Genomic DNA, 14,731 nt, shown 5'->3' on the forward strand with positions numbered 1-14,731 from the left:
TGATGCGCCCTTTTTCGTTCGCCCCTGGGAGCTTAGTCTTTATCCAACTGCGTCATGCTGACGGAGGAGAGATAGTTAAGCAGAGCAATATCGTTATCAACGCCCAGCTTCATCATCGCCGACTTCTTCTGGCTGCTGATGGTTTTGATGCTGCGGTTCAGTTTCTTGGCGATCTCAGTCACCAGGAAGCCTTCAGCGAACAGGCGCAGCACTTCGCTCTCTTTCGGAGAAAGACGTTTGTCACCGTAACCGCTGGCATTAATTTTCTCCAGCAGTTTGGAAACGCTTTCCGGCGTAAATTTCTTGCCTTTCTGCAATGCGGCCAGCGCCTTAGGCAGATCGGTGGGTGCACCTTGTTTCAGTACGATGCCTTCGATATCCAAATCCAGCACGGCGCTGAGAATTGCCGGGTTATTGTTCATGGTCAGAACAATGATCGACAATTGCGGATAATGGCGTTTGATATATTTAATTAGCGTAATGCCGTCGCCGTATTTGTCACCAGGCATCGAAAGATCGGTGATCAACACGTTCGCATCCAGTTTGGACAGATTGTTAATCAGCGCTGTCGAGTCTTCAAACTCCCCAACGACATTCACCCATTCAATTTGCTCAAGTGACTTCCGGATGCCAAACAATACGATAGGATGGTCATCAGCAATAATTACGTTCAGGTTATTCATGTTGTTGGCTACCTTGCTGCAGCAGTCTACTGACGAAAAAATCAATCTGACTGATGTTATTCTCGATATTAAGCGCATCACCGTCCGCGATGTGCTGTTCTAACGATTCACACAATTGCTTGCCGGGAAGCAGATTTAACATAGCAAACACGCCTTTCAGGCGGTGTGCGGTTTGAGCCAGTGCAGCAAAATCACTGCTGCCCGCTTCAGTATACAGTTTTTTGACGTCATCGGGTACTGTATCAATAAACAAACCATAGTAATCACTTGATTTCAATTGTTTTTCATAATGTTGGATATCATCTGCCTTCAATGACAACGGGTTTTCCTCTTGATCCAGTGCGGCCATCTGCTGTTCCATCAGTATCAGAATAGCGTCGATCATAGCGCCGCTCAGATTATAGTTTACCCGGACGTAGCGTTTGTCGAGCCGCTGCCAGCCGGTTTCATCGCTGGCTAGCAGCAGCGTATAGTCATCGGCTTGCTGCGGGTTATCGGTCAGCAGCACGTCATAATCACGATTAAGTTGGTGCTCTTCGGCAACGATACAATTGGCCCCATAAGCATTCAGCAGGCGAGTGACAATACTGCGAACTTCCTCAGAGGTGATGTCCAGCAGTGTCGTTACCCCATCCAGCAACTTTTCCTGCGCTTCTTCTTCCTGTTCGTTCTCTTTCAACTCCAAGGTGACATGGATGGTATAGCGCGTGCCGAGGTCGATTTTGCTGTGGATATCCAACCGGCCGTTTAGCTTTTTACACAGTTGATTACACAGGAAGAAAGTCAGCCCAGAGCCTTGGCTGAAGCGATCGACCAAGGTCTGGCTAAGGAAAGGGTAAGTCAGATTGCTGATTTCCTCATCGGAAATGCCCGAACCCGTATCGTTGATATGGAACAGCAGATGGTCTGGGTGATCCACCTCATGTTCGGCGATCAGCGTAACCTTGCCGTAGGCGGTAGTGATAATGGCGTAGTGAATCAGCAGCGAGATAACTTTGCGCAATGCGTTGGCATCGCCGATATATTGCTGGTTAACATCCAGTTGGAAATGGTTGAACAGTGCCAATCCTTTCTGATTGATCGCTGGCAGGGCATCCAACAGCAGTTCATCGATCAGGGCCGAAGGGCTGAAAGGCTGGAGCGAAGGCTGCCACTCCTGTGTTTCCAACCGGGTAAGCAGGGTGATATTTTCGATCAGGCTCAACACCGAAGACGAAACCAGATTCAGTTGGTTGAGCAGCGTCTGTTGCTGTTCTTCGTCGGCTGGCGTGCGCAGGCGCTCGGCCAACGCATGCATCTGCTGCACTGGCTGATTGAGTTCGATCCCCAGGTTATGCAGCATCAGCTTGCGTGCCTGGACGTTTTTATCGTACTCACGGCGAGCCAACTGCAACCGCTTGTTGACCAACACCTCTCTGTCCTGATCGCTTAGCAGGAACAGGTAAGTTTCCGGTGATAATTGGCTGTTGAAAATCCGGATTTCATAAACTTCGTTATTTACCGTGACCTGAATCACGCCATGATGCTGTTCAGCCATATGCGCGATTTTTTGCAGGCTGAGGTGTGGCAGCAGGTGTTCGGCAATTTTGTTGCTGGTAATCACGCGGTTGCTGGCAAAATCATACACCAGCAAACCCGAGGGGAGGCTGGCGACGATTTCTCGATTCAGCGTGCGCTCGTTCTCCAATTCAGCGGCCATATTTTCGCTCGGCCGAATGTATTGTTGGCGAATAAAGTAAATGCCCATCATCGACAGCACCATCAACAGCAGATTAATCACCAGCAACCAGAGGTTGTTGCGTAGCAGATCGATAGCCAGATTGATGGCAGAAACGCGGTAAACCAGTTTTAGCGGCGCGTTTGGCAGTGCAATGCTAAATTCGACCCAACTGCCTTTCAATGCGACGTTGGTATCGGTGATCGTTTCGCTTGGTACTGTGTTTTCATCTATCTCACCACCGTCGGGCAACAGCAGAAAGCTGGAGCGAGCCATATGCAACGGAATGATGTCGTTAATCGGCAGATCAAAGGCGATCACCGTGGCTAAATGCCCAGGTTGATTAAAGGTCGTGCGGATCGAAAACGAATAAGCATTCTGAAAACGTTGCTTGCGCAGGCCTGAAAAACTTTCGCGTTCGTCCAGCATATTGGCCTGTTGCAGCATTTCCGCCCGGCGCTCCGAGGCTAACGTGGTGAGGTAATTCTCTTTCAGCCGTGAGGTCAGTTCTTTCAGCGATTGGGTTGTCACCAGGCTCAGGCTGTTGTCCTGCCCGTTGAGGTAGTACATGGTATAACTTTCGGTTTTGGCCCCCCAGCGGACATCAAGGAAGTCTGAAATGTTGGCGACCATCGTCAACGTACTGCTGTCGTGGTTGCCAAAAATCACCGCATCGGTTTTCTTGCGCAATTTTTCAACGTAATAAATGTCGGGATGCAGGCGGGTTTCCTGGCGGCTGGCATCGGCGGGTTGCGCTGTCGTGTTACCAAATCTGTCGTAGATCTGGTAAGTGATATAGCGATAGTTATCAATCCGCTTTTGCAGGGTATTGGCGATAGTGTTGACGGAATACTTCTTTTCCGCCAGGTAGGCATTGGTGTAGTTGTAACCATACAAGCCAAGAGCCACAGCCAGCAGCACGATGAACAGCCAGAAACAGCGGGTGATGTAGCTGGAACTGATAGTCAGTCGTTTATTTTGCATTATACCCTTCGTGTTAGCGAGTGATCGCTTTAGCGCTTACGGTAACCACCAGCAACAATGTAGCGACGCAGGCGAAGGCAAACGTCAGGCTAGAGAGTTGGGCAATAAAGCCGATCAACGCAGGGCCCGCGAGAATACCGGCATAGCCGACAGTGGTGACCGAAGCGATAGCCAGGTTAGCGGGCATCGCCTGCTGATTGCCGGCGGCGGTAAACAGAATGGGGACCACGTTGGAGGCACCGATGCCAACCAGCATAAAGCCGAGTAGCGAGGTCATCACGTTGTCGATAGAAATCGCTAACACTAGGCCGATCGCCGCACACAGGCTGCCCAATAACAGCACCTGGTATCTTCCCATGGCGTTGACCATCCGATCGCCATTCAGCCTGCCGAGCGTCATAGTGATAGAGAACAGCGCATATCCCAGCCCCGCCTGGCTGTGATCCATACCACGCAACGTGGTCAGGAACAGTGCGCTCCAATCGAGCATCGAACCTTCAGCCAGAAACATAATAAAGCACAGTAAACCAATGAACATCACCCAGCCACGTGGCAGCACAAACATCGGGCCACCTGCGTTACCGCCGCTTTCCCGCAGCAGGTTTTTACTGGCAAGAGAAAGCAATGCCAAAATCATGGCAACGACAACCAGCGTAGCCTGAAGCGGCCCGAGCCCTAACCACAACAGCGCGCTGACGCCACCGGCACCCACGATACCGCCAACGCTGAAAAAACCGTGGAAGCCAGACATCATGGCCCGCCCACTGGCGCGTTCAACCACCACTGCCTGTATATTCATGGCCACATCAATCATGCCGATTGCAGCGCCAAACAGCAGCAGTGCCAGGGCCATTCCTGCCGTTGAATCCATAATGACGAGCAGCGGTAAATCGATGCAAAGTGCGAACCCGGCCAGCAGGATCACGCGCCGACAGCCGAATTTGCCGGTCAATAGGCCCGTCAGTGGCATCGCCAGCATTGACCCTGCACCAATACACAGCAACAGTAAGCCTAATGAACCGTCGTCAATATTGATGCGCGTTTTGGCAAAAGGCACTAGAGGAGCCCAGGCGGCCATACCAATACCAGCGATAAAAAACGCCAGGCGAGTGGCTACCTGTTCTGGTACACCGGGTTTACGTTGTTCACTGCACAAAGTGGCTGTCATGTGGGTATTGGGATCGATTTTGCGTAAGTGGCTAAAATGAACCCCTGTTTTTATCACAATCCGCGATCGGGGTCGAAAGGATTCGCGTTGTTACCGCCTAAGTTTGGCTGCATGTATCGGGAGCATGGCGAGGAAAGTATTTATTATTTGTAGGAAAGCCTTTCGCCTTCTAGGCTTAGGGCACGACAAGTGCACTTCAACAGGATGAGCTATGACAAAGAAACGGGTATTAACTATTTGTATTATGGCGGCATTTTCTGTTCTTGCTGGTTGTACCGCTTACGACAGGGCCGCGAGCTATGTGAAGGAGCCTGTGGTAAGCGATGTAAAAGTCGGGATGACTAAACAGCAAGTGCGTGCAATTGCCGGGCCGCCATCGACGTCCGCAACACTGATCCACGCGCAAGGGACCTGTGATACTTACACCGTGGCACCGCGTGATGGAAAAGCACAAACCTATTTTGTCAGCTTTAACGATACGGGCCATGTGATGAACAAAGGCTATCAGAGTTGTTCCGACTACGATGTCCAGCCTAAATAATCGCCATCGACTATTATAAAAGAACCTCGTTTTTACGTGGTTCTTTATTTTTTAACCGCTAGTGGTCTGAATTTTAAGCAAGTGAACGTTTCTCTGCATTTTTTTGCATGGGAACAGTAGACATTTCATAACGGTATCGCTAATATCTGCGCCCATTGGAAGGATGGCCGAGTGGTTTAAGGCAACGGTCTTGAAAACCGTCGACGGGCGACTGTCCCAGAGTTCGAATCTCTGTCCTTCCGCCAAATTCAGCCGGCTTAGCTCAGTAGGTAGAGCAACTGACTTGTAATCAGTAGGTCACCAGTTCGATTCCGGTAGCCGGCACCATAATTAGATATACCCACGTTTACTAACGTCTATTAAGCCCAGCAACCTCACAGGTTGCTGGGCTTTTTCGTCTATTCGCTTCGGTCACTTGTGCATAGCTGCGCGTATAGAGATTTTATGCATGCGAAAAACCACGCACAGTCATGCTCTACTCCCAAGGGGCATCGCTATGCCACTCGCTTATTGAGAAGTTCGCACGCCGAGAGAGGGGGCAAAAAAATCCCCCCAGAGCGGGTGGTTTTTACAGTCACATCACCTTAGAAATTATATTTAGCTCCCAACATCACCGCAGTATCACTGTAGCCTTTGTCCCCGATCTGTTGGCCTACATTGCCCCAAAGATTTAACTGCTTATTGATCTGGCCCTCAAGACCCAATTTGAGTTCGGCTATGTTGGCCGCGCCGTCTTGTTTCACGGTGATGCCGTCCATCGTGGCGCCAAAGTCTTTAGTGTTATGGACCCAGTTGGTTTCAATAAACGGCTGGAATACACGGTCCTTGCCCTTATCCTGATCGCTATAACCGTTAATAAAGGCTTTCACCCCCAGACGAGTCTGGATATTGCCATGGCCTTCACCAGAGACATTTGTGCCATTGGCTTCTTTGTGGTCGTCTGCTTTCACCCCCATCCAGGTGATTTGCGCTTTCGGTTGGATAAAGTAAGTTGCGTTTTGGGTTGAATTCTCACCGACTTTAAAGGTATAGCCGCTTTCAACTGACGCCGTAACCCCCTTGGACTTGTACTTTTCGGTATTTAAGTTCTGGCCATCGACGGTATTGTTAAACCAGCTATATTGTGCCCAGCTATCAACGTACAAACCGGACTTATCGGCTTCATTGGCATACCAGGTACCGTACAAACCGGCACTGTATCCCTCAACAGAACCGCGAGCACTGTAACCAGACAGGCGAGATACCGTGTTGCTTTTACCGTTAGCGTAGCCCGCCATCACGCCAAGATGCAGACGGTTTTGCTCATCACTACTCCATTGGGCAATATCGCCACCCAGTTGCAATACATAACGGTTGGCCAGCGTACTCAATTGATCATCAGTATCACGAGATCGGTTATGCCCCCCTTCGTTACGCAGCCACAGGCTGGTCACTTTCCGCTCGCCGGTCAAAGCATCGATATATTGGGTTTCACCTAAACGATCATGCAAACGGGTCACAAACATGTTGTTCGCTGCCGCCAGGTTAAAGGCATAGCTACTGGCTTCTGGACGTTCAACCATGATTGCCGGACTTTCTTCTGGTTTTAGCTCCGGTGTAACTTCAACCTCTGGGCTTGGTGGTGGTGCTACTGGCTCCGTGGCCGAGGTCAGGTACCAATGGCTGGATTTGTCACCAGTGCCGCGTGCCAGAGAGTAATCATAAGCCCCTGCGACAATACGGCCATTTTTAACGAATTCACCATCAGAAAGACCGTTAACCTGTACCAGTTCAATGCCGTTCAGGGTAGCAGCACCGCTGCCGCCGGCGTTGGTCACACTTACCCACGTAGTGCCTGAAGTATTACCTTCTACCACCAGCTTATCGGTTGCCGATGCATCATCATTCAGTACCGTGTTGAAATTCAGCAAACTGTTGTTACCGATGTAATCACCCTCAACGGTCAACACAGTACCTGGAGCACCGTTAAAACTCACCACACCGGCGTTATTCAGGCTGGCCAGAGTTTGGTCATAACCGGCCAGATCCAACCTTCCGTCGGCTTTGATAACAAAGTCTGAGTTAAAGCTGAAGGCCCCAGCCGTTCCGGCTCGTAAGGTTCCTGAATCGACGGTAGTAACGCCAGAATAATCACTGACAGACATCAGCGTGGTGGTACCCGTATTAACCTTGTTTACGGTTAATGAACCGGACATCCGCGGTGCGAAGGCGATATTATCGGTATGATTTAAGTTGACAGTTGCTGAACCGGCACCGCTGCGGATACTGGATGCATTGAGAGTACCGCCCAGATTACCGTTACCGATATTTAATGTACCTTGGGTGGATGCGTTATTAGCAATAGTTACGTATCTGGCGGAAACCTCTGCCCGATCGGCAATGGTAAGTGTGCCATTACCGAAGCGGCCTATAGCCAGATCATCGCTGTTATTCCATTGCGAGCCAGCGCCGGATACCTCAACAACGCCTGTTGAACCGGTGCTCGCACCGATACTGCCCGTCGTATTGCTGACAACACCGCCATCGCTGATGGTGAGAGTGCCATTTCCGCCGCTACCGACGGAGAGGCTGTTGCGATTATTCCACTGCGATCCAGCACCGGACACCTCGACAACACCTATTGCATCGGTGGCTGAGCCTATATAGCCACTGGTATTGCTGACAATACCGCCATGGCTAATGGTGAGTTTGCCATTCCCAGCGTTGCCAACATAGAGGTAATCGCTGTTAAGCCACTGCGACCCAACGCCGGACACTTCTAAAACACCTGTTGTCCCAGCGCTGACGCCGAGCAGACCCATGGTATTGCTCACCGTGCCGCCATCGCTAATCGTTAGCTTGCCGTTGCCGTAGTAGCCAAGATAGAGGTAGGCGCTGTTATTCCACTGCGACCCAGCTCCGGACACCTCGACAGTACCCGTAATATCCGGGGCGTAGCCGATAAAGCCCGTTGTATTAATCACAACACCGCCATCGCTAACCGTCAGTGAACCATCACCATAGTTACCTACAACGAGTGTTTTGCTGTTATGCCACTGCGATCCGGCACCGGATACGTCGACCGCGCCTGTTGCTCCGGCCATGTTGGCAATATAGCCATCTGTATTGCTGACTGTGCCGCCATCGCTGATGGTGAGCGAGCCATTACCCGCGTAACCTACATAGAGGTAGCTGCTGTTATTCCATGATACGGCATCGGAGACTTGCACCGTGCCCGTTGAGCCAGCGGTTCTGCCGAGGTAGCTGGCACCCGTGGTCGTGACAGTTCCGCCGTCCTGAATCAGCAATGTGCCACTACTGGCGTCGCCGATCAGAAGGTTATTGGTACCCCAAGGCGAGGATTGTGAGCCTGGAACAGTGACGGTCTGGCCACCATCAATCGTCTCCGCGAAGGCGAAAGGCACATTCAAGATAGAGCATGAAAGTGCAACAGAAAGGCATGATCGCCTGAATACATTCGTCACTTCTGAGTTTGCGGTAGAATTATGGGAAGAACGATGCCTATTGATTTTTTCTTTAGGTTTTGGATTAGAGACAACAAATTGCCGACATGTGACTAAAGAGTGTATGTCCATATGAGGTTTTCCTGGTGTTGAATTAATGTAATATTAATGGTTAATTCCGTGCATCTAATGTTATTTAGGAATATCAAAAAGTGAATATAATAATTATTATGCTGGATGTACGTATGTTTACCGTTTGGAGAATAAACGACGAGTTAGGTGCATTATATGTAGATTAAAAAATCACCACAATGAGTATTTGTTATTTTGGGAATTTGCTTGGATAATGTAATTTTAAGTATATTAGATTAAATTAAATGCAAATTTATCTCTTCGGATATTATCTTTGTTAAGAAATTGTACCAGTGCTGTAAGTAACCCTATTTAACGGATGCTGTATCAAAGCCAGTGCTGCCGCCTATTCGCAGGGGGGATGGGAATAGTGATAAAATCATGAGACGCCCTATGTGTTGTTGACTGTGTCGTGATCGCTGCAAACAGGATGGTAGGTTCTGTCTTCTTCTGGCGGGTTTACCGGAGACATTCCCTGCTCAACGTGTAATTGATACTCTCCTGTTTTTAGCTTAGGAATAAATTAGAGAGTCTTATTTTTTTGATGGTTTTGGATAACTGATTAAAAGGTTATATTACTGAGTGATAAACTCATCTTGTTGTAATAATATGCATCTCGTTAGTGTTCGGGCTTTTTAGATGCAGTCAACGAGGTGAGTCAGTATATATTCAATTATTTATACTTCGAACTGACATTAAATGGCTGAGTAAATGAGGTTTTTTTTTGAGCCAAAGTATTACACCGGTAAATTATACCGGCGCACATTTTCGATTATTTATTCGCAAGGTAGTGTCAGATTTAAATCTCATTGACCAGCCATTGGTCAGACTCATCGAACATTTCTTCAAGCAGACGGTTTAACTTCTCTCTGTCACTTTTGCTGGCATCGGAGTTCAGGGCGTTAGCCTGCATGGGTTTTACTTTCACCTCGGCGTCAGGGAACAGCCGATGTACGCGTTTGGTCAGTTCGGCCTTAATAATTTCATCTGCCCCCGGAATGCCAGTAACGTTGCGCTTATCAAACACCAATTCAACGAACATAGTTAAACCTTAAAATAACTGTTTATGTATACAGTTATTTTGGCCGAGAGCTAGGGCTTTATGCAAGAGAAAAATGACAAAAATCTTGCAGCGGTAACTCACTGCCATGAAACGCCATTGACTAAAGCCTCAGCACTTCAGATAGGCTCTGCCGTACCGTGGAAAACAGCCTCAATGTTGTAGCCGTCAGGGTCGTATACAAACGCGGCATAGTAATTGTTGTGATAGTGGTGGCGAAATCCTGGGGCTCCGTTATCTTTCGCCCCAGCCGCTAACGCGGCATCATAAAAGGCATTCACCTGTGCTTGGCTTGTGGCTCGGAAAGCAATATGAATACGCGGCGTGCAGGGTTCACCGGCAGAGATCCAGAAAGCGCCCCCCGGATCGTCCCCAGGCTGTAGAATCGCTTTACCATAGCCTGCTGCGGTGTCACCGAGTTGCAGACGTAGCACATAACCCAACGATGCCAGCACCTCCGTGTAAAATTTTTTGCTTTGGGCAAATTGGCTTACATTGATGCCGGTGTGATCAATCATGCTTTATCTCCAGGTCAAACCAGGTCTGTTTTTGGCCGAACGCGAGTGAAACTGCTTACGCTAAGAGCTACCGCGAATCCATTATGTACGGTAACTATCCAAGATAGCATGCACAATAACCCACCAGCGGGGCAGGGTTTACATCAATAAAGGGATGGATGAGAGGGAATTATTTTGTTATCAATAAATCGCAGGCATAAAAAAACCAACCGTAACAGGTTGGTTTCTCTATAAAAAAGTTGGCATGAGAGAATTGTAATTTGATGGTTATTTAATTGAAAAATAATGATTTTATAATTTTACTTTTTGTTTTGTAGTCCTATATGTAGTCCCATAGGCAAAAGTCATCATCACTTTAGCCCACTTTTTACCCTTTCGCCGTCCAGGGGAAAACCTACTTGCCGGCCACCATCTCTCGCGCCGTTATCTGGTAGCCGTCGAACTCCCGAAGCCACTCACAGTTAACCGCTCCTCCCGATGGTGGATCATCAGCTCCAGCGCCAGCAGGTCAAAGCCAATTACCTGCATCGGGTACGCGCTACGCTTATCTGACTCCACCAGCACTGTGGCGGCGGCCATAACTCGGCCCGTTCGTGTCTTTATGCGCCTGGGTGCGTTGGTGATTGTGCCGGTGATCGTTGCCGCGTGCCTCCTTAGTGGAGACTAGATCTCGCTGGCGCTGGTGGAACGTATGGAAGCATTACCGGCGCGGTGCTGGCTTCTTCCACTGATAGGCCGGTGGCTTATACAGCTTTACGGCGTCCGCTGGTGGCAACCCATTCCGGGCATAATACTTTGGCAATAGCTTGTGCCATTGGTCTGCTGGCGCGATGTTCTTTCACCAATAGTTCAACAATGTCAGATGAAAATGGCGCGGTAGTCACATCTGATGGGTCAAAGTTTTTCCATTTATCTGAGGCTATTTGCAATAAATCCAACCCCTCAGATTTATGTTTATATGAGTAATTTAATTCTTCGAATATAGGTAAGGTGATCTTTAAATCATTTGCTCTATCTTCAATTTCTTGGCGCTCAAAATAAATACCGTCAAAATTAATATCGACTTTCCGATAAGCGGCATCGCGTAACTCAAAACGGGTGCTCTCAATGTCAACAGGGCTGCAAGCCTCATAATCATCAAAAGATAGAACCGTAGCGGGTCGGTAGTAGAGGCTCAGCGGCGGCAACCCACGAAAGGAGGATAATAATTTTTCTGTAAACGCGTAAGCGTCGCAGTGTTGCATACCCAGATGGTGGATCAGCGCCTGGATAAATTTTGATACTTCGAGGTATCGATACTCTGCTGTTAATGTTTTCCAGTCATTCGCCATCTTGTAGCCCCAATGCCTTTCAGATAAGACGGTGCTTATCTTCTCTGTTCGGTTATCACCGGTTTTGACCGGCTCACCAATTCAAACACTGAAGGCTTCGAACCGCAACCGATTCGAAAAAATGACAAATATGAGGAAATTATTCTCCTACAACACGGATCCCGCGCACCCCCTCCGAAGCCAAAATACAGCCGCCAGCTGCGCGTTCCACGAATTCCCCCCACCAGCACATCATTACTCGGCGCTGCTCTAGGTAGGTACTGCGGTTGTAAGCACGGCGAACCTCGTTGGTGTCAACGTGTGCCAGTGCTGCCTCAATAACATCTGGTGGGAAACCCTCTTCGTTTAATGCAGTGCTGGCAATGGCGCGCAGGCCATGAGAAACCAAAATCCCTTTGTAGCCCATTCGGCGCAACGCAGCATTGGCTGTGGCGCTGTTCATTGGGCCCATTGGATCTTTACTGGATGGAAAAACATAAGGCCGGTGGCCACTTATGGGCTTCATGGCATCCAGAACAGCCAGGGCTTGCGGTGGGAGAGGGATGACATGCTCTCGCTTCATTTTCATACGTCCTGCCGGGATCGTCCATTCCTTGGCCGTGAGGTCTATTTCATCCCAGCGGGTTGAGGCGGCTTCTGCTGGCCGGGTGATGGTCAATAGCTGCCACTCAATAGCCAAACGGGTTTGCAGCTCTATGCTGGCGACTGACAGTGTACGCATTAAATCCGGGAGCTGTTCTGGCCTAATGGTTGGCATATGGCGCGTGACCGGGTTTTCAAATGCCTTGCTGATCTTTGATGCTGGGTTGGCATGGATTAACCCGGAGTTAGTTGCCGAATGTAAGCGTGGTTCTTTTCTTGGTGTTTGGGTGGTAATAGCGAAAACGCCAGGTTTTAACGCCGGATGATTTGACCAACAGCAGCAAACCACCGCCATCGTAGAGCGATAAATCTTTGCCTGTGGTTTTGGCTGCTTTGATCTCTGTATTGGTCAGGGGTTTTGCCTGTATCGCCATGTTATCCGCCATTTTATAGGACTATGGGACTACAAATTTATGGGCCTACGGGGCGAGAGTCCCTTGTATAGTCCCAAAATATCCGGCTAAAACCATGCCATACCGAACGATAACAGGCAATAAAAAACCCGCAAACCTAATCAGGCTGCGGGTTTTGTGAGGCTTCCGGATAGTAACCGTTCCTATCAGAATATGTGTTTGGTCGGCATGAGAGGATTCGAACCTCCGACCCCCGACACCCCATGACGGTGCGCTACCAGGCTGCGCTACATGCCGACGCAGTGCGACCTATACTACCGTTTCCCGTTGTGAATTCAAGATGGCTTATCGCTGATTGCTTTAGATTTAAGCAGTTAGTTGGCAATAAAGCGTTTAACGTCGGTCAGCACTTGCAATAACAGCGCTAACTGAGGTTTTTCATCTTTTATCTCTTTATCATTCTGATCGTAGGCGCGATAACTGCCGTTGCTGTCCAACACCAGGGTTTGCGTTGGCGTGGTAATCACCAGCAGACTGCGGTTGCCGGTGGCTAGCCAGTCTTTTTTTCGCTGTGCGGCAAACAGGTCTTCACCCTGTGAGTAATCATTGGCGGCGGTGCTGACATGCAACAGGCGCTGCATCAACGTGCGCATCACGTCATTGTGATTGGTCAGTTTGTTGATCGTCTGTGCCGGTGTGCCAGGCCAATGGATAATCAGAGGAACCTGCAACTGGCTGCGGTTGAAGCGGGTACCTGCTCCCCAATTCCCTTCGCCGGTATCGTTGAATTCAATACCGTGCTCTGCGGTGATCACCACAACGGTATTGTCCAGCATCTCTTTTTCTTTCAGCGTCGCCAGCACTTGTGCGATCTGGGCATCAACATCCTTCGCACCATTACGGTAGCGCTGGATAAACGTATCCGGTTTGTCACTATTATTCTGTAGTTCAGCACCGCTGAAGTTGAGGTAAGAGAACCAAGGTGCAGTATGATTCTGCGTGGCCAGCCAGCGTTGCCATTGTTGGGTGGTTACCGCATCGCTCTGCGCTTCAGGTGCCGGCAGCGAGAAATCAGCCAGCAGTGCCTGGCGATACAGCGTGGCATTAAATCCATCTGAAGAGAACAGACCAAACTGGTAGCCTTGATCGCTCAGCGCATTAATCAGTGCCGAAGGTTTACGCCCGGCCAGGATACCATCCAGATAGGTGGGCGAAATGCCGTAAAACAGACCAAACAGACCGGTATCAGCCTGGTTGCCGGAGCTGTAATGATTGCTGAAGCGGATATTTTCCTGCGCAAAGCGGGTGAGGGCAGGCATATCCTGCGCGATATCAGCCGTGCGAATGCCATCGACCACAATCATCAACAGGTTATAACCACTCCCTTTATCACGGTAACTCAATGGGCTCAGCGGATATTCTACGGCTACGGCTTCAGGGCTCCCCTGTTGAATCAGGCGGCGTTCGTACTCCTCTTGGTTCAACAGGCCGTGTTTTTCCAGGAACTTACGCGCGGTCATCGGATAAGAAAGCGGCAGATTGGCGCGCTGCATGGTGATCGGGCGATAGAAATTGGCATCTGCCCAGATATAGATCAGATGCGAAGCAAAGAACGAGCAGATAAATAACGCAGCCAGCGGTTTGCCAAAGCTACGCCGGTTAAGGCTGCGCAGTTTCTGCCAGCTCCAGGTGGCAAACAGCATTTGGACCAGGAAGATCACCGGTACGCTGATGAACATCAGTTGCCAGTCGCGCGCCAGTTCACTTTGATCTGGATTGATTACCAGTTCCCATACTACCGGGTTAAGGTGCAGGTGGAAGCGGGTAAATACGGCGCTATCGACCAGCAACAAGGTCAGGCCCGTAGTGGCCAGCGCGGCAGAAATAAATCGCAGCAGGCGCTGCGACATCACCACAAAGGTGAGGGGGAAGATGATCAGCAGATAGGCAGCAAACACAATAAAGCTAAAGTGTCCAATCAGGCTGACCCACGCATAAATCCGCCCCAGCAGCGAGGCTGGCCAGTCGGTAACAAACAGATAGCGGCTGCCCAACCCGATACTGAGCAGAATATTGAATAAGGCGAACCAGTGCCCCCAGCTGATCATCTGGGAGACTTTTTCACGATAACGCTGACGGTTTGTCACCATAAATAATTA

9 protein-coding genes, 3 tRNA genes and 1 pseudogene are annotated in these 14,731 nt (G+C 49.6%); 3 read left to right on the forward strand and 10 right to left on the reverse strand.

Going from position 1 to position 14,731, the window contains the following annotated elements:
• Positions 1-32: 32 nt before the first annotated feature.
• Genes rcsB through ACX1CU_RS08020 form a run of 3 tightly spaced genes read right to left on the reverse strand, consistent with a single transcriptional unit; the run spans position 33 to position 4,552 of the window.
• A complete protein-coding gene (gene rcsB, locus ACX1CU_RS08010) occupies positions 33-683 on the reverse strand; it encodes a response regulator transcription factor RcsB (protein ID WP_025122830.1) in 651 nt (216 codons plus the stop codon).
• Positions 676-3,384: a phosphotransferase RcsD gene (gene rcsD, locus ACX1CU_RS08015; protein ID WP_459402054.1), complete on the reverse strand. Its 2,709-nt coding sequence runs from the start codon at positions 3,382-3,384 to the stop codon at positions 676-678. Before rcsD ends, rcsB begins: the two co-directional genes overlap by 8 nt.
• Before the next feature lie 13 nt (positions 3,385-3,397).
• Entirely contained in the window at positions 3,398-4,552 is a 1,155-nt protein-coding gene (locus ACX1CU_RS08020) for an MFS transporter (RefSeq protein ID WP_459402055.1), read from the reverse strand.
• A 211-nt stretch (positions 4,553-4,763) separates the two neighbouring features.
• Between ACX1CU_RS08020 and osmE the strand changes: the two genes are divergently transcribed.
• The 3 genes from osmE (at position 4,764) to ACX1CU_RS08035 (ending at position 5,420) form a co-directional block, all read left to right on the forward strand.
• Complete coding sequence (gene osmE / locus ACX1CU_RS08025) at positions 4,764-5,093, forward strand: osmotically-inducible lipoprotein OsmE (RefSeq protein ID WP_459402056.1); 330 nt, start codon at positions 4,764-4,766, stop codon at positions 5,091-5,093.
• A 157-nt stretch (positions 5,094-5,250) separates the two neighbouring features.
• Positions 5,251-5,338, forward strand: a tRNA-Ser gene (locus ACX1CU_RS08030).
• A gap of 6 nt (positions 5,339-5,344) precedes the next feature.
• Positions 5,345-5,420 (forward strand) — tRNA-Thr (locus ACX1CU_RS08035).
• A 257-nt stretch (positions 5,421-5,677) separates the two neighbouring features.
• Here ACX1CU_RS08035 and ACX1CU_RS08040 read toward each other — a convergent pair.
• From ACX1CU_RS08040 to yejM, 7 genes and pseudogenes are all read right to left on the reverse strand, one after another.
• Positions 5,678-8,497 (reverse strand): autotransporter outer membrane beta-barrel domain-containing protein, encoded by a 2,820-nt coding sequence (locus ACX1CU_RS08040; RefSeq protein ID WP_459402747.1) that lies wholly within the window; start codon positions 8,495-8,497, stop codon positions 5,678-5,680.
• Positions 8,498-9,467: 970 nt separating this feature from the next.
• Positions 9,468-9,710: a DinI family protein gene (locus tag ACX1CU_RS08045; RefSeq protein ID WP_459402057.1), complete on the reverse strand. Its 243-nt coding sequence runs from the start codon at positions 9,708-9,710 to the stop codon at positions 9,468-9,470.
• Between the two features lie 137 nt (positions 9,711-9,847).
• A complete protein-coding gene (locus ACX1CU_RS08050) occupies positions 9,848-10,246 on the reverse strand; it encodes a VOC family protein (RefSeq protein ID WP_459402058.1) in 399 nt (132 codons plus the stop codon).
• A gap of 743 nt (positions 10,247-10,989) precedes the next feature.
• Positions 10,990-11,577, reverse strand: a complete 588-nt coding sequence (locus ACX1CU_RS08055; RefSeq protein WP_459402059.1) for a hypothetical protein — start codon at positions 11,575-11,577, stop codon at positions 10,990-10,992.
• A gap of 139 nt (positions 11,578-11,716) precedes the next feature.
• A pseudogene (locus ACX1CU_RS08060) lies at positions 11,717-12,593 on the reverse strand (tyrosine-type recombinase/integrase).
• A 199-nt stretch (positions 12,594-12,792) separates the two neighbouring features.
• A tRNA-Pro gene (locus tag ACX1CU_RS08065) sits at positions 12,793-12,869 on the reverse strand.
• 77 nt (positions 12,870-12,946) lie between these two features.
• On the reverse strand, positions 12,947-14,722 hold the full coding sequence (gene yejM / locus ACX1CU_RS08070; protein ID WP_459402060.1) for an LPS biosynthesis-modulating metalloenzyme YejM: 1,776 nt from the start codon (positions 14,720-14,722) through the stop codon (positions 12,947-12,949).
• Between the last annotated feature and the right edge of the window lie 9 nt (positions 14,723-14,731).

The sequence above is a fragment of the Serratia sp. D1N4 genome (assembly GCF_054552755.1).